Below are 19,870 nucleotides of genomic sequence, written 5' to 3'. Positions count from 1 at the left end.
AGGAATTCCGTAACGGCATCGTAAAGATTGCCGCCACCAAGGTTTCCGCAGGTGTCTCCACAGGCGTTGGCGACCACGAAGAAAAGTACAAGGACCGCGACGACGAGGTCAAAACCAAGACCGCCGACGTAAATGCCGGCAAGAAGACCTCCGACGCCGAGGGCGACGAGCAGTTCGAAATCAACGACAACCGTAGTTTCAACGCCATGTACAAGGATATTAGCGGCGAAGGCCTCCAGCCTGTGCTGAATGACTATCTGTACGTGTAGTTTAAACCATCGGGATGCCGTCGACTTGATTTTTATTTAGATTATTTGCGATGGAACAGGCTCTTTACTGGATTGCTTCTTTGACATTCGCCATAATTCTGGCGATTATCTTGTGGCATGCCTATACCTATAAGAACGAGGCCTCCCCTGTAGATAAGGCTTATCGAATTCTTGTTTCCTGGTGTGTGTTCTTTTGCTTGCAGGATGCCCTGTGGGGAATTGCGGCCATGCCCGAAGTTGGCCATCCGTCGTTCCTTTTTTGGATAACTACTGGGTTCCATATTTTTACGGTAATCTCGGCGTACGTTTGGCTTCATTTTGTTCTGGTTTATCTAGGCAGCGAAATCCACCATAAAAGGTTTTTCCGTGCGCTGGTTCTTCTGGCGGTGGTTTTTCAGACAGCCTTGGTAATAAGGAATATTTTTGTACCCACCATCTTTACCATCGGCCCCAATAACGAATACCAATGCGAAGCCTTTAGGCAGGTTGCGTTCTTTAATCAGTACTTTATCTATGTGTTGATTGGTTTGATTACGGCAATTTCTGTCTTAAGTAAGAAGGGGGATACCCGTAAGCAATATGCCGCCGTTTTTGTTTTCGTGTTGGCTCCCATATTGTGCGGTATATTCCAGTTTTTCTTCCCCAACGCACCTTTCTATGCTGTTGGCTATGCAGTAGGCTGTACCATCATTCACGTATTCATTGCATCAAGGGAGCATAACGATCGCCTGGTACTGGCATCTACTACCGATGAACTGACCCAGGTATACAATCGACGTTCCTACGAAGATGACTTTAGGCGTTATGAGGAACATCCTGTAGAAGACGACTTTATTCTTTTTTCTGTGGACGTGAATAGTTTAAAGCAGGTCAATGATTCTCTAGGACATCTTGCAGGAGACGAGCTGATTCAAGGGGCCAGCCTTTGCATTACCAACGCCTTTTCCGGAAGCGGCAAGGTTTACCGCGTAGGTGGTGACGAATTTATTGTTGCTGTACATTCCGATGAATCCGGCAAGAAATATAAGGAAAGGCTTGAAAATGAAGTTGACCAGTGGAAAGGCCTAAGAATAAAGGATTTGTCTCTTTCTATTGGTTATGCAGCTAAACGGGATATGCCTGATGCTAGTCTGATGGAATTGAAAAAGTCTGCAGACCAGATGATGTATCGCGATAAGGAAATGTACTACAAGTCCAAGGGCGTAGATCGCCGTGGCCAGCGCGAAGCCTTTGATGCGGTCTGCAATTCCTATACCAAGATTCTGAAGGTTAACCTGATGGCTGATTCCTATGGAATCATCAAGATGAACCAGGATGAGAAAACGGAACAGAAGGGTTTCTCCCATAAAATTTCCGAATGGCTTCATGGCTTTGGAAAGTCCGGACAGGTTCATGCCGAAGACTTAAGCGGCTACCTGGAAAAGACTTCCCTGGAATTCTTGCGCAGTTATTTTACGGAAGGAAATACGTCTCTGAGTATTTTCTATAGGCGACTTTCTGCCGATGGTTACCGCCGTGTGATGATGGAAATGATTCCCTCCGATGATTACACCGCAGAAAACCAGACCTTGTATTTGTATGTAAAGGATATTGGCGCAGCCCATGAATCTTGATACCACTCTTTACTTCATTACCGATAGTTCTACCGTTCCCGCCGAAAAGTTCTTGCCTTCTGTGGAGGCGGCCTGCAAGGGTGGCGCTACCATCATCCAGCTTCGCGAAAAGAACAAGTCTACCCGCGAATACATGGAGTTGGCTGCCGCAGTTCATGAAATCACCAGCCGCTATAACGTGCCCCTGATTATCGATGACCGCGTAGACGTTGCCCTCGCTATTGGTGCCGAAGGTGTTCATGTGGGGCAGACCGATATGCCGGTTTCTACAGCCCGTAAGCTCATGGGCCCGGATAAGATTGTGGGAGCCACCACCAAGACGGTGCCCCAGGCTCTTGAAGCCTATGAACAGGGTGCAGACTACTGCGGTGTGGGCGCCATTTATCCCACAACCACCAAGGTGGTCACCATCCTTACAAGCGTTGATACCTTGAAGGACATCGTGAAGGCGGTTCCCATTCCTGTGAATGCCATCGGTGGCCTGAACAAGGATAACATCCATGTTTTGGCTGGCTCCGGAATCGCAGGCATCTGTGCCGTTTCCGCAATCCAGAAGGCCGCTGACCCAGAAGCTGCCGCCCGCGAACTGAAGGCTGCTTTCCTGGCGTTGTAAGTGAAGGTTGAATTCTGCAAGTCTAAATAAAGATTGCTTTATTTGAAAATTTTGGGGGAGGAATGAAATACAAGAAAAATCATGTTGTGGCAGCACTGATCCTGGTTGCAATTCTTGCGGTAGCCTTCTTTGTTCGGGACTGGTATGTATTCTATCAGTGCGGAGCAGTAGAACAGTGCCTTGTGGATTCAAGCCATTTCCAGAACTATGCCAAGTTCGCGGTAACTACTATCGTTACCATTGTTGTATTCTTTATTGGTAGATCCTGTCTGTGTGCTCGCGATCGCACGCTGTTGCAGTCCGGTTTTGCCATGGCGCTGTGTGCAGACTTTTGCCTTAAGATTTTGCATAATGTAGCGGCTTTGTTTAAACATAGCTCTGATTACACGTTGCTAGGTATCTGTTTTTTCATGGTAGTCCAGGCTTTGTTTATTTTCAGGCATTCCCGCGTTAGTGATTCGGATAAGGATGTTCCCTGGATTATTTGTTTTCCCTTTGCGGTGATGTTTATAACCAATGCACTGCATTTGTTCAGCGTGTTTGAAAGTGCAACGGTTCCTATTATTGCCACCTACGGAACTTTCTTGATCTGTTCCGTTGTCGTTGCATGCAAGGTACCTGGGGTTGGGTATTTTCCGGAAAAGAATGCCCGTTGCATTAAGTATGGTATGATCCTGTTCTTCTGCTGTGATGCCTGTGTGGGATTGTCACTGGCTACCGGCGCAGACCACAGTACTCAGGAAATCGTGGCTACCGTGGCGAACAACTTTGTATGGTATTTCTATACCCCGGCTCTGGTTCTTTTGGCGTTGAGCGGCTACCGTCGCAAGGACGGTTAATAACTTTACTTACAGCCTTTGAGGCGCATGCCAACCCTGATGGGTTGGTCTTTTTTTAGTCCGTTGATTCGACGTACGGCATCGACAGAAATGTAGAACCAGTTGGCAACATCTTCGATGGTGTCGCCGGCCTTTACAATATAGAGGTTTTCAGACTTCAGCTTCTTCTGCATGTTGTAATGGGCGTTCAGGATTTTCTTCTTGGACATGTGGGCGGCACCAGGCTGCAGTTCCCATTTTGGAAAATTGATGACGGTGGCCGGGTCGATATTGATGTCGTTCTTGTAACGGATTTCAAAGTGGAGGTGTGCTCCGGAGGATTTTCCTGAGTTTCCTGCCAGGCCTACGATGTCGCCAGGGAAGACTTCGTCGCCGACCTTGACGGATCTTTCTGACAAGTGTCCGTATAGAGTCTGCAGGTTGTTTTCGTGCTGAAGGAGAACGTAATGGCCGTAGCCGCCCTTGTTGTACTTGGATACGATGACCTTGCCAGGATAGGCTGCAACAACGGGTTCTTCCTTGATGACTTGAACGTCTACTCCGCGGTGTAGGCGGTGATCACGAATGCCGTAGCGGGATCCTAGCAGTGCTTCGTGGGTTACGGGAACCAGCATTGTGGAAAAATCGATGTAGTCGTCGGGATTTGTGCTTGCGTCTTTTTCCTCGGCTTCCAGCTGTTTTTCCTTTTGGGTCTTCTTCTTTTTCTTGGAGGAGGACATCTGGTTCAGATCTACGAATTCAACCTCTACTTCTACGCCCTCTTTTTCGTAAAGAAGGGCTTTGGTGAATCCCTTGGGATCGTTGGACTTGATGGTAACTTTCTTACCCTCGGGAGAATTCTCGAATTCGTCTGTTACGGGTTCTGCATTTTCAAAAATATCGTCCTGTGAAACCAATTGGGCTTTTTGCGGCGCGTTCTTGGTAGGCCTAGATTTTTTTGCCTTCTTGGAATCCTTCTTTTTCTTGGCGTCCTTGGCCTTGGTTTGTTTAGATGATTCCTGTTTGGATTTGCTGGTATTACTTGCAGCAATAGCCGGGGAGGCGAGGCACGTCAGCGCCACTGCCAAAGCGATGAGAATGAATCTCCACTTTTTTAACCCGGTATAAGCCACAGAAAATCCTTTACTCTATTTGAGAAATGCAAAAAAGACGGCTGCGATAATCAGCAGGAATGCCACGATGTGGTTCCATTGCAAAGTCTCGGTATGAAAAACCGTTACGGCAATGGTGGTGAAAACGGTCAGGGAAATGGCTTCCTGGATGATTTTCAGCTGCATCAGGCTAAAGGGGCCGCCGTTGATTTTGCTGCCGATGGAGTTGGCGGGAATCATGAAGCAGTATTCCAAAAGAGCCAGCCCCCAGGAGGCGAGGATGACAAGAATCAAGGGCCAGTCGGTGCTGATGTGCATTTCCTTGAGCTTAAGGTTGCCGTACCAGGCGAAGGTCATAAAGACATTGGAACAGCAGAGAAGTAAAACAGTAAAAATTCCGGCGCGCATAGTAATTAACAATTAACAGTGAATAGTGAAAAATGAAAGATGAAAGGTGAAAAATGTTTATCTCGTAATTCGTAATTTGTAACTCATAACTCTATCCTCGCGCCTTAAATCTCGCGCTTGGAGCCTCGAACCTCGCACCTTTTCCCGTAGGGGCGGCCCGTGGAATGCTGATAAGCAAGTCTTGCTCGGACCTGTTCAAGATACTTGATGTAAGTCTCGCTCTGGTAATCGCGATAAGTCCAGTCGAAGGCATGGAAATGCCCGTCCTGGAAGTACAGGGTGGGCTCCACAAAAATGCCCCGCTGCATGTACACGCGTTGGCGCTGGTCCTTGGTTGTTGCTAGGAAGAACTGCCCCAGGGTCATGTAACCCGGGTCCAGGTTGACTGGGCGAAGTCCTGGTGTTCCTGTTGCTTCGGCGATGGCGAGTTCTACGTCGTTGGTCCAGAGCTTGATATCTACAATGTCAGTACGGTCCACCAGCTGTTCGTAACTGAAAAAAGCTCGCACAGGGGCTGCTCCGATTTCGTCGATATAGTAGTTGGTGAATGTGAAGGGGAAGGGGGATAGGTTTAGATCCTCTTCTCCGAACTTTTGGCGAAGGGTTTCTCGTACGGCTTCTACAGCCTGGGTGTCCTTGGCCAGGATTCCGACAATGATTTTAACCTTGGCTGGTTCCCTGATGGCGCCCATTATAGACCCTCGCTTGAAAGCTTGTAGATGTAGGGCCAGTCCTTACCGGTAACCCAAAGGTTCCTGCCATCGAAGGCGATTCCGTTCAGCACATCCATATTTGGATACTTGCGTCGCAGTTCGGCGGCTTTCTTGGAAAAGTTCAGGTACTTCAGGACTTTTCCGCTGGGCAGTTCAATGACGGCAATGTCGTCGGTCTGCCAGATATTGGCGTAGAGGATGTCGCCGATGACTTCAAGTTCGTTTAGCATCTTTACCGGGCGACCGTCGTCGGTTACGGAGATGACTCCTGCCACGTAGAATCCACCTAGGGCAATCTGTAGAAGTTCATTGGACCCGTTACTCATCAGGAGTGCGCTTTTCCAGTAGGTCAGTCCCCATCCCTCTGTAGGAATACGGAATTCTCCTTTTTTCTGGAAGGGCTTTCGATTGTAAATAAACGCCTTTCGTGATTTCCAAGTCAGGTAGAAAATGTCATCACCGACGGCAATGGATCCTTCGCCAAAGTACTGCTTGCCAAGTCTTGCGGAATCCAGGATCTTGCCGTTCAAGGTTCGACGGTAAAGTCCAGATTCTCCGTACTGTCCGGTAGTCTCGATCAGGTCAAGTCCATCAAAGAACAGTCCTTGGGTAAAGTGGTTCTGTTCGTGGGGAATGGAGTCCACGATGGTCGGTGTTATCCTCGGGGCTTCGGCCGTAGCAACTGCCGAAAGCACGGTCATGGCTATGACGGTTGTGCGAATAAGTTGTGCTAGTTTCCGAAGGTCCATACGATACCGTAAGCAAATCTAAGCCCTTCGGGAGTGTAACCCGATTCCGGCATATAGATGCTGTGGTTGAAATTTTCAATTCTGGAGTAAAGCTCGAATTGCAGAATCTGCATACGGGCTTCGAAATCCAAGGCCAGGTACTTTTTCAGGTGTTCAAGTTCCGGTCCGCCGTGTTCGCCGATGGTGCAGTCGTAACGGTCGTTAAACCACTGCCAATCCACACGGATGCTGACACCGAGGCGGTCAAATACAAAGCGATTCTGCCAGTGAATGCTTCCCTTGTAGTAAAGTTCCGGAGTGTCCAGCAGTCTGCGGCTTCGGTCAAGAACTTGACCGCGTTCCAGATAGAATCTCCAGTTGCCAAGTCCAAATCCCACCTGGAACATCCAGTCGAAGGTTTCCACATGGTCGATGTTTGTCCAGGTGTAGACCTCATCCAGGGTGTTGGTAGAATCTACGTAGCCCCACTTGACCCAGCGAGGCTTGATCAGGTTGTCCACGTGTTCCTTGCGTAGTCCAATCCCGTAGAAAACGTTGCGCATCTGCCATCCGATGTTTGTGGCCATGCGTGTTCTTTCTTCGTACTTCAGGTCCTTACGGTGGAAGGCCAATCGTCCCGTTTCGTCAAAGCGGATTTGGTCCACGTCGGGGAACTTGTTGTCATGGCGGATGCTTCCGCTCAGACGCAGGTGGAAGGGCAAAAGGGCTGTGGCGTCAATGGAATAGGCCTGGGCGTAGTCGACGCTGTCGCGCACGGAACTGTTGCGCTGCATGCCCGATTGGGTGCGGAACATAAGACGGCGCCACAGTGTGTCAGACATCTCTATGTAGCCCACTTCGCGGTCCTGCTGGTGATCTCGCTTAATGTCGTCGCTGCTGGTGTGATCGGCGTTAATGAATTCGTACTTCAGGCGGATTGCCGGATTCAACAGCGTGTGATAGGCAATGCCGAAACTTCCAAGCATGGTCTCGTAATTGACGAGCTTGGTCGTATCGTAGTAGAGTGTATCCTGTAGGGTTCTGCCTAGGGTATCCTGGTATTCCTTGACGCCGCTTACAAAGTGGGGCAGGGAATCCTCTTCGATTTCGTGATTGCCGTAAGTGAAGTCTGTGCTGAATGTCAACTTGCGGGTGAGGTAAAGTTCAAGGCCTGCACCGTAGGTAACCGTAGAAATGTCAATGGTGTAGGGGTCTGCCTGGAAGTTGCGGATGGACCAGTCCAGAGTATCCAGCAGAACTTTGTGGTTCGGGTTGTCTGCGTTATGAAGGTCAAAATAGTTCATCTTGACGTAGGCCTTGCCAAGGCCGAAACGCCAGGTCAGCATAGGCTGGATATGCATGCTGTTCATGGCAATGTTTCTGCCGCCAAAAGGAATCTGGGTGGAGTCGCGACCGAGGGAGAAATAGGGGGAGTGGGTTACGTTGGTGTAGCTGTACTCCTTGGAGTCCACATCGGAATGGCTCGTCAAGCCCAGGTCCAGGGTGACAGAGTCGGTCACCAGTCGACGAAATTCCAGGCGCAGGGCATTTCCGCTAAAGGCGGGGCGCTCCCAGTTAAGGTCGGTAATGGGGGTGTCTACGGGAATGCCCTTTCGCTGTTCAAACAGGATTCCGTTTTCGCCGTTCAGCCCCAGGGCGCTCCCGTCGTAACCAAGACGGGTGGTATACAGACCGGCCAGCTTGCTTGGGTACCTGCGGCTGAGGGAGCCTATGCCCAAGATGTCTGCATCCGGTTCCGGGCTTCCCAAGATGGATGTGCCCAGGACCCATTCGGATTTTTGTCCGGACAGGTCGTAGGTTCTCTGCATGACTTCACGAAGTGGGAGAACCCAACGGCCGGCGTCGGTTTCTCGAGGTGCGGGATCCGGGCCCCAGGGCGTCTGGAACAGACTGTCACTGGGGGCGGGTTGCCTATACTTGGTGGGGTGGATAACCTCGGCGTTTGCAAAGGCTATAAAGGCTAAAACGGCGAACAGCAGTAGGCGAAGCATCTTGGATACGACTAGTACCATTCGGCACGGGACTTTTCACGGCGTTCACGAAGTGCCTGTACCACGGTGTAAGGCATCTTCATGCAGTTAGGCGGGTAGGTTCCGCTTTCGGTGTGGAAATCGGATCCGCCTGTACCAACCAGACCGTAGTGGGCGGCCATTTCCTTGTACTTTCTGCCAACGGCACCCTTCTGGGCCGGGCTGTAGACTTCGATACCCTGGATGCCCCATTCCACCATGTCCTCGATGAACTCGTCGCTGACACCGGATTTGTAGGGGTGGGCAAGCACTGCGATGCCGCCTGCGTTTTCGATAAGGCGGATGGTCTGCTGAGGATTGAGGCCTTTCTTTTCAACGAATGCGATGCAACCGTCGCCCAGGTACTTGGTAAAGGCTTCGGAGAAGCTACCGATGTATTCTTCATCCACCATGGACATGGCAATGTGGGGGCGGCCGATGACCTTGCCCTTGCAGTAGCTCAAGACCTTTTCGAAAGTGATGTCGATACCCAGGGCGTTCAATTTCTTGATGATTGCCTTTACGCGGGTTACTCGCTGCTTGGCGAAATCCTGGAGCTCCATGTTCAGGGCCAGGTTGGTAGGGTCGCAGTAGTATCCAAGGATATGGATGTCCTTGCCCTGCCATACGGCGGAAATCTCGATGCCAGGAATAATCTCCAGGCCGATATTCTTGGCCGGTTCCGCAGCCAGATTATAGCTGTCCAGGTTGTCGTGATCGGTAATGGAAATGCAACGTAAACCCTTGCGCTTGCACAAGGTCAGAAGTTCTTCCACTTCCAGGGTACCGTCGGAGAGCTTGGTATGCAGATGGAGGTCTGCATAGCCGCCGTTTTCGGTAATGATGGTGGAAAAGCCTTTCTGCATTACTTGATTCCGTAGTACTGGGCGATAAGGGATGCTTCAGAGGACTTGTCCGGTTGCAGGCTCAAGTTCAAGAAGGGATAGCATTTTTCGGAACAGAAACCGATTCGGCAGGATGCTCCGCTGACCTTGGCCAGGTATAGACGGGGGAGAAATACTTCGCCTACGTAAATAACCACCTGGGGTGCAAAGGCCTTGATTTTTTCTTCCAGAGTCGCAAAGGCGATTTCGCCAAAACGGCATTCCAAATCGCTAAAGTAGATTGCCTGGGCTCGCTTAGCCGAGATAACGGCATGTAGGGATTCGTGGGCGCAGAGCAGGGCGTTCTGGAAGAATGACTGGGGCATGGCATGCATAAAATTGGAGGCATGTTCCATGTCTCGGGGGAGGATCAGCAATGTCTTGGGGGATCCCCTCAGGGCTTCTGGAAAATTGAAAGCTCCGGAGTCTTCGCCAGCCTGTTTCAAAAACCAGCGGAACAGGGATTCCTGACTGCTGAATCTCTTAAAAAAGTAGCGGAAACGGTCTGCAAAATACGGTGAGGGTTTCACTGTGACTCCATGAGCAAATACGGTTCAAAATATACTAAATTAGAGGTATGGCTAAACCGAAGTTCTATGCAATTAAGACCCCTACAGAAAGCAAAATCGTAACCACTTGGGATGAATGTGAAAAACTGACCCATGGGGTAAAGGGAGTGCTGTTCAAATCCTTCGGAACTAAGGCTGATGCGGAGGCTTGGATCTCTGGGATGGCCGCTCCAACGCCCGGTGGAATCCGCGTGTTTGTGGACGGTTCTTTTTCGCCTGGCTATCCCTATTCCGGTTGGGCTTTTGTTGTGACAGAAGATGACAAGGAACTTGCCCGCGGAAACGGCCTTACCGCCTTTGAGGCCGAGAGCCGCAACATCGACGGCGAAGTGATGGCTAGCTACCAGGCCATGCGCTGGCTGGACGCCCACGACAAAAATGGTGTTATTTGCCACGACTACGAAGGAATCGCCCGTTGGGCCAAAGGCGAATGGGCTGCAAAGAGCAACATTGCCAAGCGTTATGTAACCGCCGCCCAACCTTACCTGCACCGCGTCCAGTTCGAAAAGGTTGCCGCCCACACCGGCGTCAAGTGGAACGAACTGGTGGACCAGCTGGCAAAAGAAGCCATTGCGAAGGGACGCAAGGCTGAGAAAAAAGAGGGGTAGCGGCTCTCTTGTCATCGAGACCTGTATAGTTCGCTTTTGGGGAAGGGATTTTGTTGAAATTAGGGCTAGGTTGGATTCATGGATTTATCGCGCTTTTGCTTTGTGCGGTAAGCTTGTGCTATTCCCAGACCGGGGAATATGATGCCTGCGATTTTGATGACAAGGTCATCGACGCCTTTATTGCCAATGAAAATGCCCCATCCAATTACAGGACGGTTCTGGATTTATTCTTGAAGGAAGGCTCTTTGGTAAGACATTCTGTTTGTGCAGACAGTGTCCGGTATGAATTTTTGTCCCAAAAGGTTTCCAAACTTTTTAATAGAAGCAAGACCGACAAGGATTTGCCGGAATACGACGTGGCCTATACGAAGTATGTCTATTTTGCGGGTGGCGAGGAGAGCGGTTACACGTACGAGGACAATGCCTTCTACAATTTTGCATTGGACCTTATGATTGCAAAGTATGACCGTCACTTTGCCCATGTGAAAAATACCATGTTCCTGGCAGGAGTTAAGAGAAACTATAAACGGTATGGATTTGAATCAAAGTGGGATGCTGTTCTGGATGAATTTCTCGTTACCAGGTTGGCTGCTGAAAATGGAGTTTCCCTTGAGATTATGCGGTCTGAATTGGAGAAAGTTGTTCCGTTTTATTGGAATGTTCATCCTAAGTACAGTTCCAGTCAATACCAATGGCTGCAAAATTTTTTACGGGGTTATGAAACAGTCTATTATCGAAGCGAATACAGCACTTATGCGCCTATTCTTGATTTGATGATTGATGACAGTTTAATGGCTGCCCTTGCAGAAAATCAGGAAGAGCATGAAATAGAAAGTCGTAGGGATGACGAAATTGTCTTTGTCTTTAGCGTGGGTGCCATGGTCGGCAAATCCCTGTTGTCGTCCGCCTTTGATCCTGTAGGGGAAAAAGTTTCTGTTTCTGTTCCCCATGCCCGTTTCCGTTTTGGTCGCGCTGTGTTGCAGTTGCAGGGCGACATGTACATTGACCATAGCCTTTCTGCCATGGGCTTGGAAGGAATTCTGGGTTACGCCTTTGACTTTGGAACTTTTGAAGTGGATCCTCTTGCGGGATTTGGCTTTGACCAGTTCTTTATGGGGGCGGATACTACGTCTTCAAAGATTGGACTCTTGGGTGTGCAGGCTCTAAAGCGGATTCATCTGCACACCAATGCGGCCCTGGTGCCCAAGGTTCAGTGGTCCGTAAAGGCGATGAAATTTGACTCGCCCTTAAGTAGCCGTAGGCGTTGGGGTGTTGTTAACCAGTTCTATGCAGGGATTTCCCTTGAATTTATGATCTGGGACCATGATGTAGAAGCGGGCCTATAATGCGCTCTCTGAAAAACATTCTTATTGTGCTGTTGATGCTTTGTTCGTTTTCTGCGGCAGGGCAAATGGATGCCTGCACCTTTGACCGGTATTTGCTTGGTTTGTTTAACGAGAATGAAGTTGCTGATTCTGCCCGAAGGCATTTGGAACTTTTGGACTTTGTTGTTGAATATGGGCCCCAGGTAGAAACAAAAATCTGTGCTGATAAGAATCGCCTAGACAAGTTGGTGGAAGTTACCTACACACTTTACCAGGAACAAAGGGGCGCTCATGAAATGCTTGATGTATACACGAAGTATGCCTATTTTAGGGGCCGCGAAGAAAAGGGGCGAATCGCTACCGACGAGGATAATGCGGCGTACAACCTACTGCTGGATTTTACCATAGCCAAGTACAATTTTTTATTTGCAAGTTCCAAGCGGGAAATGTTGATGGATATTCCCCATAGCTCCTGGGTTTTGGTGAAACTTGTTTCGGATAAATTATTTAACGAAAGTAGGCTTGCTACAATTGCAAAAAGCGTGGGGAAGACGACCACTGGTGTGGTGTATGATATTACGGAATCCTGGGCGGGGCTATGGTTTGATAACGAAAGTCCCCTTGGCCGGAATGAAAAGTTTGATGTTGATTATTCCTGGATTATGAAAGTCCGCGATAACTTTTTGGAAAAATATCCGGAAAGCCGCTATAAAGCTGCCATCCAAAATCTCATGGACGAGGAAACTGTAAGCCTGCTTGAAAATTATGATCGCGAAGATGATAAGTTCAGTATGGGTATTGGACTAAATTTTGGAAAGACATTGCTGGGTTCGCCCTTTGAAGATGTTGACGAAACTGTGGCTCTGGGATTTGCTGGGCGGTTCCAGTACCATCATCTTCTGTTCCAACTCCAGATGGACGGTATTTTGGGACACAACTCATCTGCAACGGGGTTGGATGGAATTTTTGGCTACAGTTTTGAAATAGGTTCCTTTGTCGTTGATGCCTTGGCTGGCATTGGATTTGTGGAATTTGTGGTTGACAAGGATTCGTCTATGAATATGGCCTACATTGGAGGAATCCAGGTGATGAAACGCCTTCCTGTGGGTGATGTTCTTTACATATCCCCGAAGCTCCAGTGGCTTGCCAAGATGGTGGATTACGAAAATCCCGTTACGGGGCGTAACCGCTGGGGGCTGCTCCATCATTTCTTCTTGGGCTTTGTATACGAAGGACGTATACCTTTATCTAAAATGAATACGGATCCCACGGGCAGTGGCCACCGTTCCATCCGAAAATAGAACGCTATGTTAGTCGCATTTCTTGCGGTTTTGCCAGGTGCTGTCGTTAAACAGCTGGCCCTCGCTTAAACCGTACTTTTCCTGAATACCTGCCTGCTTGATGGCGTCTTCGATGGAAATCTTCCCGAGGATTGCCTGGGTGTAGATCAGCACCTTGCGGCGGACGGTTTCGGCGTCTTCGTTCAGCATTTCAAGGCGGAAACGGTTTACGCCTGCGGTGCGGAGCTGCGGCAACAACTTTAATGCGGATTGCGGGTGGCCTACGAACAAAGTGTTGCGGCATTCCGCATCGGATTGCAGGAAGTGGCGTTCGCCCTTATGGTCCTCGATTTCAACCTTGTGCTGGGTGCAGATCTTGCCGCATTCCGGGAAGCGTCGGCCTGTGGTAAGGCTCCTTGCAAAGGCGCAGTATTCGGAATGGAAGGCGGGCATGTACTGGTGAAGTGTCAGTTCCAGACGGCTTCCGTCGATGTTGTCCAGCAGGTCGAAAAGCTGGGTGCTGTTTAAGTCCCAAGAGGGATGCAGGGCGGTGAGGCCCTGGTCCAAAAGCCACTGGTAGCTGGCGCTGTTGGCTGCGTTCAGGCTGTAGTCGCCAACCAGAGGGATGCCGCTGTCCTTGAGAATGGAAAGGGAACCTAGGTTACGTACCAGGGCGAAGTCGGGGCAGAGCTCCAGAATCTTTCTCAGGTAATGGTTTTCGCCAGGCTTATGGATGCGAAGGGTGGCCATGCCTGCCTTGAAACCAAGGTCGCGAATCTGCTGGAGGGGTTCGTCGTATTTGACGCCCCAGTCAAAGTCCATGATGACGTTGTCGATGGCAAGGCCCTTCAGGGCAGCAATCTGGTCCGGGTTACGGACCAGGACAGAAATTACGGGCTTTGTTACTTTGGAAATGATACCGAAAGATTCCCTAGAGTCATCCTGAGCTTTGCGCTGCGAACCCTGCTTGTCATCCTGAACTTTGCGTTGTGAACCCTGCTTGTCATCCTGAACTTTGCGTTGTGAACCCTGCTTGTCATCCTGAGCGTAGCGTAGCGAAGTCGAAGGATCTAGCTGTTTTTTTATAACATCTTCCAGGAACTTGCGTCCTTCGGCGGCGCTCACGTGCATTTCCTTCCACTGGAGCTGAACATCTTCAAGCTGCTGCACGGCGGATTGGCGCAGGTTGCGCAGCACCTTTCCGGGAACGAAAGGTGTGCCGTCCACGCGAACCATCAGCGTTCCAAGTTCGTAAGGCGTGGACGACAATCCGCCCAGCTCCTTGCGGGCTAGAGCCTCAATGGCCGTAGGATCCACGGCGTTCTTCGCGGCTTCCAGCGGGCTTTCGCTTTCAACGACAGCCGCCTTGTCTACTCCCTGCATCAGGGTTGTGCCAGCAAGCCAAACCTTCAAGGTCAGTTTTTCGCCTACTGCGCCCGTCAATTCCATGTTCACGGGACGCTTCGTTTCTTGGTTGCGGTCGGTAAATGTCTTGCGCAGTTCTTTTTCAAGAGCGGGGGAGTCGTTGCGGAAAACGTCCATGTTCCGCCCAATCTGGCGCATGTCAAAATCACGGCTGAAATCCAGTCGTAGCACGGGGCCAATGCCACGCATGCCATCACCGCGCCTGTTGTGGGCGTTCTTCACCATCTCTGCACCGTACAAACGGCTGCCAGTACTTATTCCGAAGGTCGCATCTTCAAACAAGATGCCGTCGCCGGGGCGGGGGAGTGCGGTGTTTCTGTCTGCGCCATCCCTGCTAACCATGGAGGCAGGCATATTCAGTTCCACATAAACTGCTCCGCGGTCCACTTTCACCACCTTGCCTAAATACATCCCATGGTGGTTGCTGAAGGTTCCGTTCACCAGTTCCTGATGGTTATCGCCATCTAGCCAGCCGGTGGTTAAACCGCGGGAGAACAGAACTTCCAGCGGCTCCAGGTCGGCGCTTTCCAATCCCAAGTCCGCGCGGTTCTTTTCGCTTTCACCTAAAGCGCGGTTCTTCCCGCTTTCACCTAAATTATTCAAAGCCTTCCTATAGGCTCTTGTCACCGCTGCTACATATTCGGGGCTCTTCAGGCGGCCTTCCACCTTCAGGGATTCCACGCCGATTTCAGCCAGTTCCTTCAGCTTGGGCAGGGCGCACAAATCCCTAGTACTGAACAAGTATTGCGCGTTGGTTTCAGTATATTCCTTGCCGTCTACGAAAATGCGGTAGGGAAGGCGGCAACTCTGGGCGCACTGCCCGCGGTTTGCGGAACGTCCGCCGAAGTTTTCGCTGGTGAGGCACTGTCCGGAATAAGAAACGCAAAGGGCACCATGAACAAAAACTTCTATTTCAAGGTCGGTGCCTGCCTTTACTGCGGCAATCTGCTTGGCAGAAAGTTCGCGGCTTAGAACTGCGCGGTTGAATCCGATGGGCTTCACCAGGTTTACGCCCTCGGCGCTGGCCAAGGTCATCTGGGTGCTGGCGTGTATTTCCTGCTCGGGGCAGATGGCGCGAATCAGGCGAGCAAGGCCAATGTCCTGGATAATAAATGCGTCGGGCTTCAGTTCAATAATCTTCGCCAAGAATTCCGGCAGGCCCTGCAGTTCGCGCTCGAACACAAGAACGTTCATCGCCAAAAAACTGCGGACTCCGTGGGCGCGGGCATAGCGGATCATTGCTCCAACGTCTTCGAAAGAAAAATCCTCGGTGCGGCCGCGGGCATTCCAGTGAGGGACTCCAAAATAAACGGCGTTGGCCCCGTTCTTCACGGCGGCTTCCAGCATGTCCCAGGTTCCCACAGGCATCAAAAGTTCTTGTTCTTTCATCGTGACTGTACCGTTGCTTATGTTCTTCATCAAACATAGAAATTTTGGTATTTCGCAGATGATTGTTCGTAGAAGATTGTTAAGACTAACTGTTATCTGTTGTGACTTTAGTCCTAGGCAATCAATGTGTTGGGAGAATTGGTTAGGACTAATCCCTTAAAACTCTTAGACTAGCCTTATTTTTTTACTTGCATCCCATAGGCTCATAGAACCAAAATCGCTTTATTTCGTATTAGTCCTAACATTCTCTTTGACTATTTGCTCTTTGCTAGGACTAAAATTCCAAATCAAGCATCGTAATCCTAGTGAGAAAATTTTTCAACGATTTTCATAGGATTAAAATGTACAAGCGCGTGTTTTAGTCCTATTGAGCCATACGTTTTACGGATTTTTGATAGAACTGAAACTATTTATTTTAAATGTTAGTCCTAATTTTGCCATTTTTTTCCCCTGTCTTGTGGGAATATTCTAATTTAGCGGTTATGAAAATGCTGAAGAAAATTTGCGCACCTCTTTCGACTTTGACCTTTATTCTTTTCGCTTTAACCGCCATGGGTTGCTCTGACAAGGAAGCCGAGGCTGAAATCGCCCGCCTGACCCAGGAAAATGCCTCTCTTCAGAAAACGGCTGATTCTCTGCAGACAAATCTGGATTCCCTGAACAGGTATGCCGATTCTGTTAAGAAGTCACTAGATAAGCTGGATATGGGAATTTAGTCCATATATACGGATCTGCCGTAAGCTTTATTCCTAAAAATTACTTGTAGAAATCAAACTGCCACCCCCAGTCGAACCGATTTGGGGGATTTTTTGTGGATAATTTTGGGATAAAAACAAAAAATTATCTATATTTGGGCCCGTGACTGCTAGGTCCACCGCCAAGGCGGGGACCCTAAACCCGCTTCGCTGGCCCAATTATTGCCCGAAGCCCTTTGCCGTCAAGCCTCCAAGGAGGCGCAGCCTTTTTTAGGCAAGTAAGATGGTCCCTTTAACTAAACACAGTCAGTCACCCGGCCTATGGGTTTATTTCCAGCCTGTACGCTCGGTCAACCCTTACTTATGAGGTGCCCCGAATGGAATACATCGCAATCGCACTGTCTCTTGTAGCAGTGATTCTGTGCATTGTTATCCTGACTAAGGTTAACAAGCTCCTTACTATGCTTCGTACCCCGATTTTCAAGAAGCTCACACCGGACATGAACTTGAAGCCCAATTCCCGCCGCCCCGTTAGCGCTCAGGAAATGGCTCAGCGCGGTGAAAAGTCTAACAAGGAAAATCGCCAGAACAATAACGGTAAGGACCGTCCTGCAAAGGAAAACCGCGAAAATAATCGCGAAAAGGCCGCTTCTGCTGCTCAGCAGCCTGCTGCCAACCGCGAACGCAATAACGAACAGCGTGAAGGCCGCGGCAACCGCCGTGACCGTCGCGAAGGTCGTCCCGAACGCGCTCGTCGTGAAAACAATAACGAAGCCCAGGCTCCCGTTGCCGCACCCGCAGTAGAAGCAGCTCCTGCAGCTGCCGAAGCTCCTGCCGCAGAACGCCGTCCTCTGGCTCCCCGTATCCCCGTTGAAACCCCGGCTGCTCCTGCCGCTGCCCCTGTTGCAGCTCCCGCAGCACCTGCAGTTCCCGCTGTTTCTGACGATGATATCGCTCCGGTAGAAACCACTTTTGATCCGTCCAAGGTTCGCTACGGCCGCCGTAATGTGATCAAGAAGGCTCCGGAACTTTCCGACGAAGAAGCATAATTAGCTTAAAGTTTAGAGCTTAAAGCTTAAAGAAACCCCGATCCGAAAGGATCGGGGCTTCTTTTTTATCTAGACGTTGAAGAAAAGTCGCTGTAAAAAAAGTCGCGGAATTTACCCGCGACTATCTTTATACTTTAACCTTTAGACTTTCTACTAGAATTCAATCAGGCCCTTTTCAGCGTCGGCGAGAATCACCTTGGTGGCCATGCCGATGAACAGGCCGTGGCCAACGATACCCACGATGTGTTCCAGGTCGCGAGCCAGCTTGTCTGCATTGGCGATGGGGGCGAACTTGGCATCGGCGATGAGGTTGCCGGAATCGCTAATCACCGGACCGTCCTTGCCGGGAGCGCCCATGCGGACCTTCAGTTCACCGCCCAGCTGCTTTACCTTCTCGGTAACAACGGCGATGGCGCCCGGGATGATTTCCAGGGGAACGGCGAACTTGGTGCCGAGAACGTCAACCTTTTTGCCGGAGTCTGCGATAATCACGTAGTTGTCGGTCATGGAGGCGACGATCTTTTCCAGCAGGTGAGCGGCTCCGCGGCCCTTGATCAGGTTGCGGTTGTCGTCGATTTCGTCGGCGCCATCGATGACCATGTCCAGGTGGGAGACTTCGCCCATTTCCTTCAGGGGAATGCCCAGGGCGCGGCACTGCAAGGTGGTGCTCCAGCTGGTAGAGACGCCAACGACCTTGATGCCTTCGGTCTTGATGCGTTCGGCAAGACGATTCACCATGTGGGCTGCGGTACTGCCTGTACCGAGACCAACGGTCATGCCGTCCTTGATCATGTCTGCTGCCTTAACGCCAGCTGCCTTCTTCAGTTCGTCCATGTTTGCCATTAGCGCCATCTCCTGTGGTTGTCGGGATTGTGTCCGAAGTCGTCGAAATTCTCGCCGTCTTCAAAATCGTCAAAATCTTCTTCGTTCTTGTCTGGGAAACCGGATTCCAGTTCCGTAAAGCTGGGGGCGTCTATGCCTACCACCTGCACGTCGAAGGTCAAGTCCTTGCCGGCGAAGGGGTGGTTTCCATCAACGATGACTGTATCCTTTTTGATTTCCTTGATTGTGTAGATTCCATCGGACTCGTCGTCATCGTCCAGGTTCAGTCCGTCGATGAATTCGTCCGGGGTTTCGGGCATCTGGAACTCGCGGACATCCTCGTCCATGCACATTTCCAGTTCCATTCCCAGCCAGATTTCGCCGATGTCCTTCAGCTCCTCCTTGGGAACTTCCAGCACCAGGTCCTCTCGGTAAGGTCCGTAACCTAGGATCGTTGGAATGTCTACAGAGAATTTTTCATCCAGGTGCCTGCCGTTCAAGGCATCTTCAAGACCGGGAATAATGTTGCTATACCCGTGGATGTACACAAAGGGGTGGGTAGGAGGCACCTCTTCGAGGATTCTGCCGTCCTTTTCCATAAGTGTATAGGCAATGCTGACCTTCAGCTTGTCTTGAATTGTTTCCATACGGAACAAAGATAGATTTTTAGCCCTGTTTTTGGGGTTGAAAAGTTTAATTGTCGGTCAAATTAGAGTAAAAAAACAAATAAAACACTAAACAAACTCTAATAATTTGTAACTCATATCTCATAATTATATAAATTAGGCCCATGCTTTACGGAATTTGCTCTGATATTCATTCCAACGCGGTGGCTTTCGAGGCTGTTTTGCAGTCTATGAAAGACAATGGCGTAGAAAGAAAGATTTGTCTTGGTGACCTGGTTGGCTATGGTGTTGATCCCGATGAATGTGTCCGCTTGGCCCGCGAGAATATGGACGCTTGTATCATTGGAAACCATGATAGCGTTGCTATCAAGCATGAGTCCTGCGAGGGGTTCAATCCCTATGCAAAACAGGCCATCATGTGGACCCAACAGCATCTTTCCAAGGAATCTGTTGAATATCTGCGCAGCCTTCCGTACATTTTTGAAGAAAATGACATCTGCTTTGTCCATGCCTCTCCCTTGAGCCCGGCGGACTGGGTCTATGTGACTGAACTGGAAGATGCCCTTGATGCCTTTGACCATTTCACCGGACGCTACTGCTTTGTTGGTCACACGCATAGCCCTGTGATTGTAGCGAGCCGTCCCATGGCCATTCCAAAGATTCTGGATGAGTACGAGTACACCATCGAGGATACGGAACGTCTCTTGGTGAATGTCGGTAGCGTTGGTCAGCCTCGCGACCGAGATCCTCGTTCTTGCTGGTGCCTGCTGGATACCGAGACCAAGTGCGTCCGCCTGATTCGTGTTGACTACGACGTCTTTGAAACACAGGAACGCATGCGTAAGGCCGGCATGCCGGACTTCCTTATTGAACGCCTCGCCGTCGGCCGCTAGC

General features: G+C 50.1%; 20 protein-coding genes. 10 read left to right on the top strand and 10 right to left on the bottom strand.

From position 1 onward, the window contains the following. The 4 genes from MJZ26_08105 to MJZ26_08090 all read left to right on the top strand — a co-directional run. Positions 1 to 269: hypothetical protein (locus MJZ26_08105; protein ID MCQ2105739.1), on the top strand; the 269-nt coding region annotated here is incomplete at its 5' end. 50 nt (positions 270 to 319) lie between these two features. Then, positions 320 to 1,882 (top strand): diguanylate cyclase, encoded by a 1,563-nt coding sequence (locus tag MJZ26_08100; protein MCQ2105738.1) that lies wholly within the window; start codon positions 320 to 322, stop codon positions 1,880 to 1,882. Further along, complete coding sequence (gene thiE, locus MJZ26_08095; protein MCQ2105737.1) at positions 1,872 to 2,495, top strand: thiamine phosphate synthase; 624 nt, start codon at positions 1,872 to 1,874, stop codon at positions 2,493 to 2,495. The genes MJZ26_08100 and thiE overlap by 11 nt, the downstream gene beginning before the upstream one ends. Positions 2,496 to 2,557: 62 nt before the next feature. Beyond that, entirely contained in the window at positions 2,558 to 3,334 is a 777-nt protein-coding gene (locus MJZ26_08090; GenBank protein ID MCQ2105736.1) for a hypothetical protein, read from the top strand. A gap of 5 nt (positions 3,335 to 3,339) precedes the next feature. Here MJZ26_08090 and MJZ26_08085 read toward each other — a convergent pair whose 3' ends face one another. The 7 genes from MJZ26_08085 to MJZ26_08055 all read right to left on the bottom strand — a co-directional run bounded on the left by MJZ26_08085 (position 3,340) and on the right by MJZ26_08055 (position 9,718). Further along, positions 3,340 to 4,446 (bottom strand): peptidoglycan DD-metalloendopeptidase family protein, encoded by a 1,107-nt coding sequence (locus tag MJZ26_08085; protein MCQ2105735.1) that lies wholly within the window; start codon positions 4,444 to 4,446, stop codon positions 3,340 to 3,342. 15 nt (positions 4,447 to 4,461) lie between these two features. After that, on the bottom strand, positions 4,462 to 4,833 hold the full coding sequence (locus tag MJZ26_08080) for a DMT family protein (protein ID MCQ2105734.1): 372 nt from the start codon (positions 4,831 to 4,833) through the stop codon (positions 4,462 to 4,464). A 104-nt stretch (positions 4,834 to 4,937) separates the two neighbouring features. Beyond that, entirely contained in the window at positions 4,938 to 5,525 is a 588-nt protein-coding gene (locus MJZ26_08075; GenBank protein ID MCQ2105733.1) for a DUF4416 family protein, read from the bottom strand. Further along, complete coding sequence (locus MJZ26_08070; protein ID MCQ2105732.1) at positions 5,525 to 6,295, bottom strand: glutaminyl-peptide cyclotransferase; 771 nt, start codon at positions 6,293 to 6,295, stop codon at positions 5,525 to 5,527. The genes MJZ26_08075 and MJZ26_08070 overlap by 1 nt, the downstream gene beginning before the upstream one ends. Further along, positions 6,277 to 8,307 (bottom strand): hypothetical protein, encoded by a 2,031-nt coding sequence (locus MJZ26_08065; protein ID MCQ2105731.1) that lies wholly within the window; start codon positions 8,305 to 8,307, stop codon positions 6,277 to 6,279. The genes MJZ26_08070 and MJZ26_08065 overlap by 19 nt, the downstream gene beginning before the upstream one ends. Continuing rightward, positions 8,298 to 9,170: a PHP domain-containing protein gene (locus MJZ26_08060; protein ID MCQ2105730.1), complete on the bottom strand. Its 873-nt coding sequence runs from the start codon at positions 9,168 to 9,170 to the stop codon at positions 8,298 to 8,300. The genes MJZ26_08065 and MJZ26_08060 overlap by 10 nt, the downstream gene beginning before the upstream one ends. Continuing rightward, positions 9,170 to 9,718: a hypothetical protein gene (locus MJZ26_08055; protein MCQ2105729.1), complete on the bottom strand. Its 549-nt coding sequence runs from the start codon at positions 9,716 to 9,718 to the stop codon at positions 9,170 to 9,172. The genes MJZ26_08060 and MJZ26_08055 overlap by 1 nt, the downstream gene beginning before the upstream one ends. Before the next feature lie 47 nt (positions 9,719 to 9,765). Here MJZ26_08055 and MJZ26_08050 point away from each other — a divergent pair, with 47 nt between their 5' ends. Genes MJZ26_08050 through MJZ26_08040 form a run of 3 tightly spaced genes read left to right on the top strand, consistent with a single transcriptional unit; the run spans position 9,766 to position 12,991 of the window. Next, entirely contained in the window at positions 9,766 to 10,365 is a 600-nt protein-coding gene (locus MJZ26_08050) for a ribonuclease H family protein (GenBank protein ID MCQ2105728.1), read from the top strand. Positions 10,366 to 10,415: 50 nt separating this feature from the next. Then, the gene (locus MJZ26_08045; GenBank protein MCQ2105727.1) at positions 10,416 to 11,711 is read left to right on the top strand and encodes a hypothetical protein; all 1,296 of its coding nucleotides are present in this window, start codon (positions 10,416 to 10,418) and stop codon (positions 11,709 to 11,711) included. Further along, positions 11,711 to 12,991, top strand: a complete 1,281-nt coding sequence (locus MJZ26_08040) for a hypothetical protein (protein ID MCQ2105726.1) — start codon at positions 11,711 to 11,713, stop codon at positions 12,989 to 12,991. Before MJZ26_08045 ends, MJZ26_08040 begins: the two co-directional genes overlap by 1 nt. Positions 12,992 to 13,000: 9 nt before the next feature. Here the strand turns inward: MJZ26_08040 and MJZ26_08035 are convergent, their stop codons facing one another. Then, entirely contained in the window at positions 13,001 to 15,784 is a 2,784-nt protein-coding gene (locus MJZ26_08035) for a U32 family peptidase (protein MCQ2105725.1), read from the bottom strand. 488 nt (positions 15,785 to 16,272) lie between these two features. Here MJZ26_08035 and MJZ26_08030 point away from each other — a divergent pair, with 488 nt between their 5' ends. Together MJZ26_08030 and MJZ26_08025 are read left to right on the top strand one after the other, a co-directional pair. Next, positions 16,273 to 16,500: a short coiled-coil protein gene (locus tag MJZ26_08030; protein MCQ2105724.1), complete on the top strand. Its 228-nt coding sequence runs from the start codon at positions 16,273 to 16,275 to the stop codon at positions 16,498 to 16,500. 356 nt (positions 16,501 to 16,856) lie between these two features. Continuing rightward, positions 16,857 to 17,528: a hypothetical protein gene (locus tag MJZ26_08025; protein MCQ2105723.1), complete on the top strand. Its 672-nt coding sequence runs from the start codon at positions 16,857 to 16,859 to the stop codon at positions 17,526 to 17,528. 153 nt (positions 17,529 to 17,681) lie between these two features. Here MJZ26_08025 and rpiA read toward each other — a convergent pair whose 3' ends face one another. Together rpiA and MJZ26_08015 are read right to left on the bottom strand one after the other, a co-directional pair. Beyond that, positions 17,682 to 18,371: a ribose-5-phosphate isomerase RpiA gene (rpiA, locus tag MJZ26_08020; protein MCQ2105722.1), complete on the bottom strand. Its 690-nt coding sequence runs from the start codon at positions 18,369 to 18,371 to the stop codon at positions 17,682 to 17,684. Continuing rightward, positions 18,371 to 18,997, bottom strand: a complete 627-nt coding sequence (locus tag MJZ26_08015; GenBank protein ID MCQ2105721.1) for an FKBP-type peptidyl-prolyl cis-trans isomerase — start codon at positions 18,995 to 18,997, stop codon at positions 18,371 to 18,373. Before MJZ26_08015 ends, rpiA begins: the two co-directional genes overlap by 1 nt. 143 nt (positions 18,998 to 19,140) lie before the next feature. On the opposite strand from MJZ26_08015, the gene MJZ26_08010 reads away from it, so the two are divergent. Next, positions 19,141 to 19,869, top strand: a complete 729-nt coding sequence (locus MJZ26_08010) for a metallophosphatase family protein (GenBank protein ID MCQ2105720.1) — start codon at positions 19,141 to 19,143, stop codon at positions 19,867 to 19,869. Position 19,870 lies beyond the last annotated feature (1 nt).

It is taken from the genome of Fibrobacter sp., from assembly GCA_024398965.1.
In the GTDB taxonomy this organism is placed as follows: Bacteria; Fibrobacterota; Fibrobacteria; order Fibrobacterales; family Fibrobacteraceae; genus Fibrobacter.
The sequence above is the reverse complement of the archived record's forward strand: the minus strand, read 5'-3'. Positions and strand labels throughout refer to the sequence as shown.

Coding starts and splice junctions, on each gene's coding strand:
- MJZ26_08070 (MCQ2105732.1), bottom strand. CDS start 6,295: ATGGACCTTCGGAAACTAGCACAACTTATTCGCACAACCGTCATAGCC.
- MJZ26_08050 (MCQ2105728.1), top strand. CDS start 9,766: ATGGCTAAACCGAAGTTCTATGCAATTAAGACCCCTACAGAAAGCAAA.
- MJZ26_08060 (MCQ2105730.1), bottom strand. CDS start 9,170: ATGCAGAAAGGCTTTTCCACCATCATTACCGAAAACGGCGGCTATGCA.
- MJZ26_08030 (MCQ2105724.1), top strand. CDS start 16,273: ATGCTGAAGAAAATTTGCGCACCTCTTTCGACTTTGACCTTTATTCTT.
- MJZ26_08010 (MCQ2105720.1), top strand. CDS start 19,141: ATGCTTTACGGAATTTGCTCTGATATTCATTCCAACGCGGTGGCTTTC.
- MJZ26_08065 (MCQ2105731.1), bottom strand. CDS start 8,307: ATGGTACTAGTCGTATCCAAGATGCTTCGCCTACTGCTGTTCGCCGTT.
- MJZ26_08025 (MCQ2105723.1), top strand. CDS start 16,857: ATGGAATACATCGCAATCGCACTGTCTCTTGTAGCAGTGATTCTGTGC.
- MJZ26_08090 (MCQ2105736.1), top strand. CDS start 2,558: ATGAAATACAAGAAAAATCATGTTGTGGCAGCACTGATCCTGGTTGCA.
- MJZ26_08015 (MCQ2105721.1), bottom strand. CDS start 18,997: ATGGAAACAATTCAAGACAAGCTGAAGGTCAGCATTGCCTATACACTT.
- MJZ26_08035 (MCQ2105725.1), bottom strand. CDS start 15,784: ATGAAAGAACAAGAACTTTTGATGCCTGTGGGAACCTGGGACATGCTG.
- MJZ26_08080 (MCQ2105734.1), bottom strand. CDS start 4,833: ATGCGCGCCGGAATTTTTACTGTTTTACTTCTCTGCTGTTCCAATGTC.
- rpiA (MCQ2105722.1), bottom strand. CDS start 18,371: ATGGCAAACATGGACGAACTGAAGAAGGCAGCTGGCGTTAAGGCAGCA.
- MJZ26_08100 (MCQ2105738.1), top strand. CDS start 320: ATGGAACAGGCTCTTTACTGGATTGCTTCTTTGACATTCGCCATAATT.
- MJZ26_08040 (MCQ2105726.1), top strand. CDS start 11,711: ATGCGCTCTCTGAAAAACATTCTTATTGTGCTGTTGATGCTTTGTTCG.
- MJZ26_08075 (MCQ2105733.1), bottom strand. CDS start 5,525: ATGGGCGCCATCAGGGAACCAGCCAAGGTTAAAATCATTGTCGGAATC.
- thiE (MCQ2105737.1), top strand. CDS start 1,872: ATGAATCTTGATACCACTCTTTACTTCATTACCGATAGTTCTACCGTT.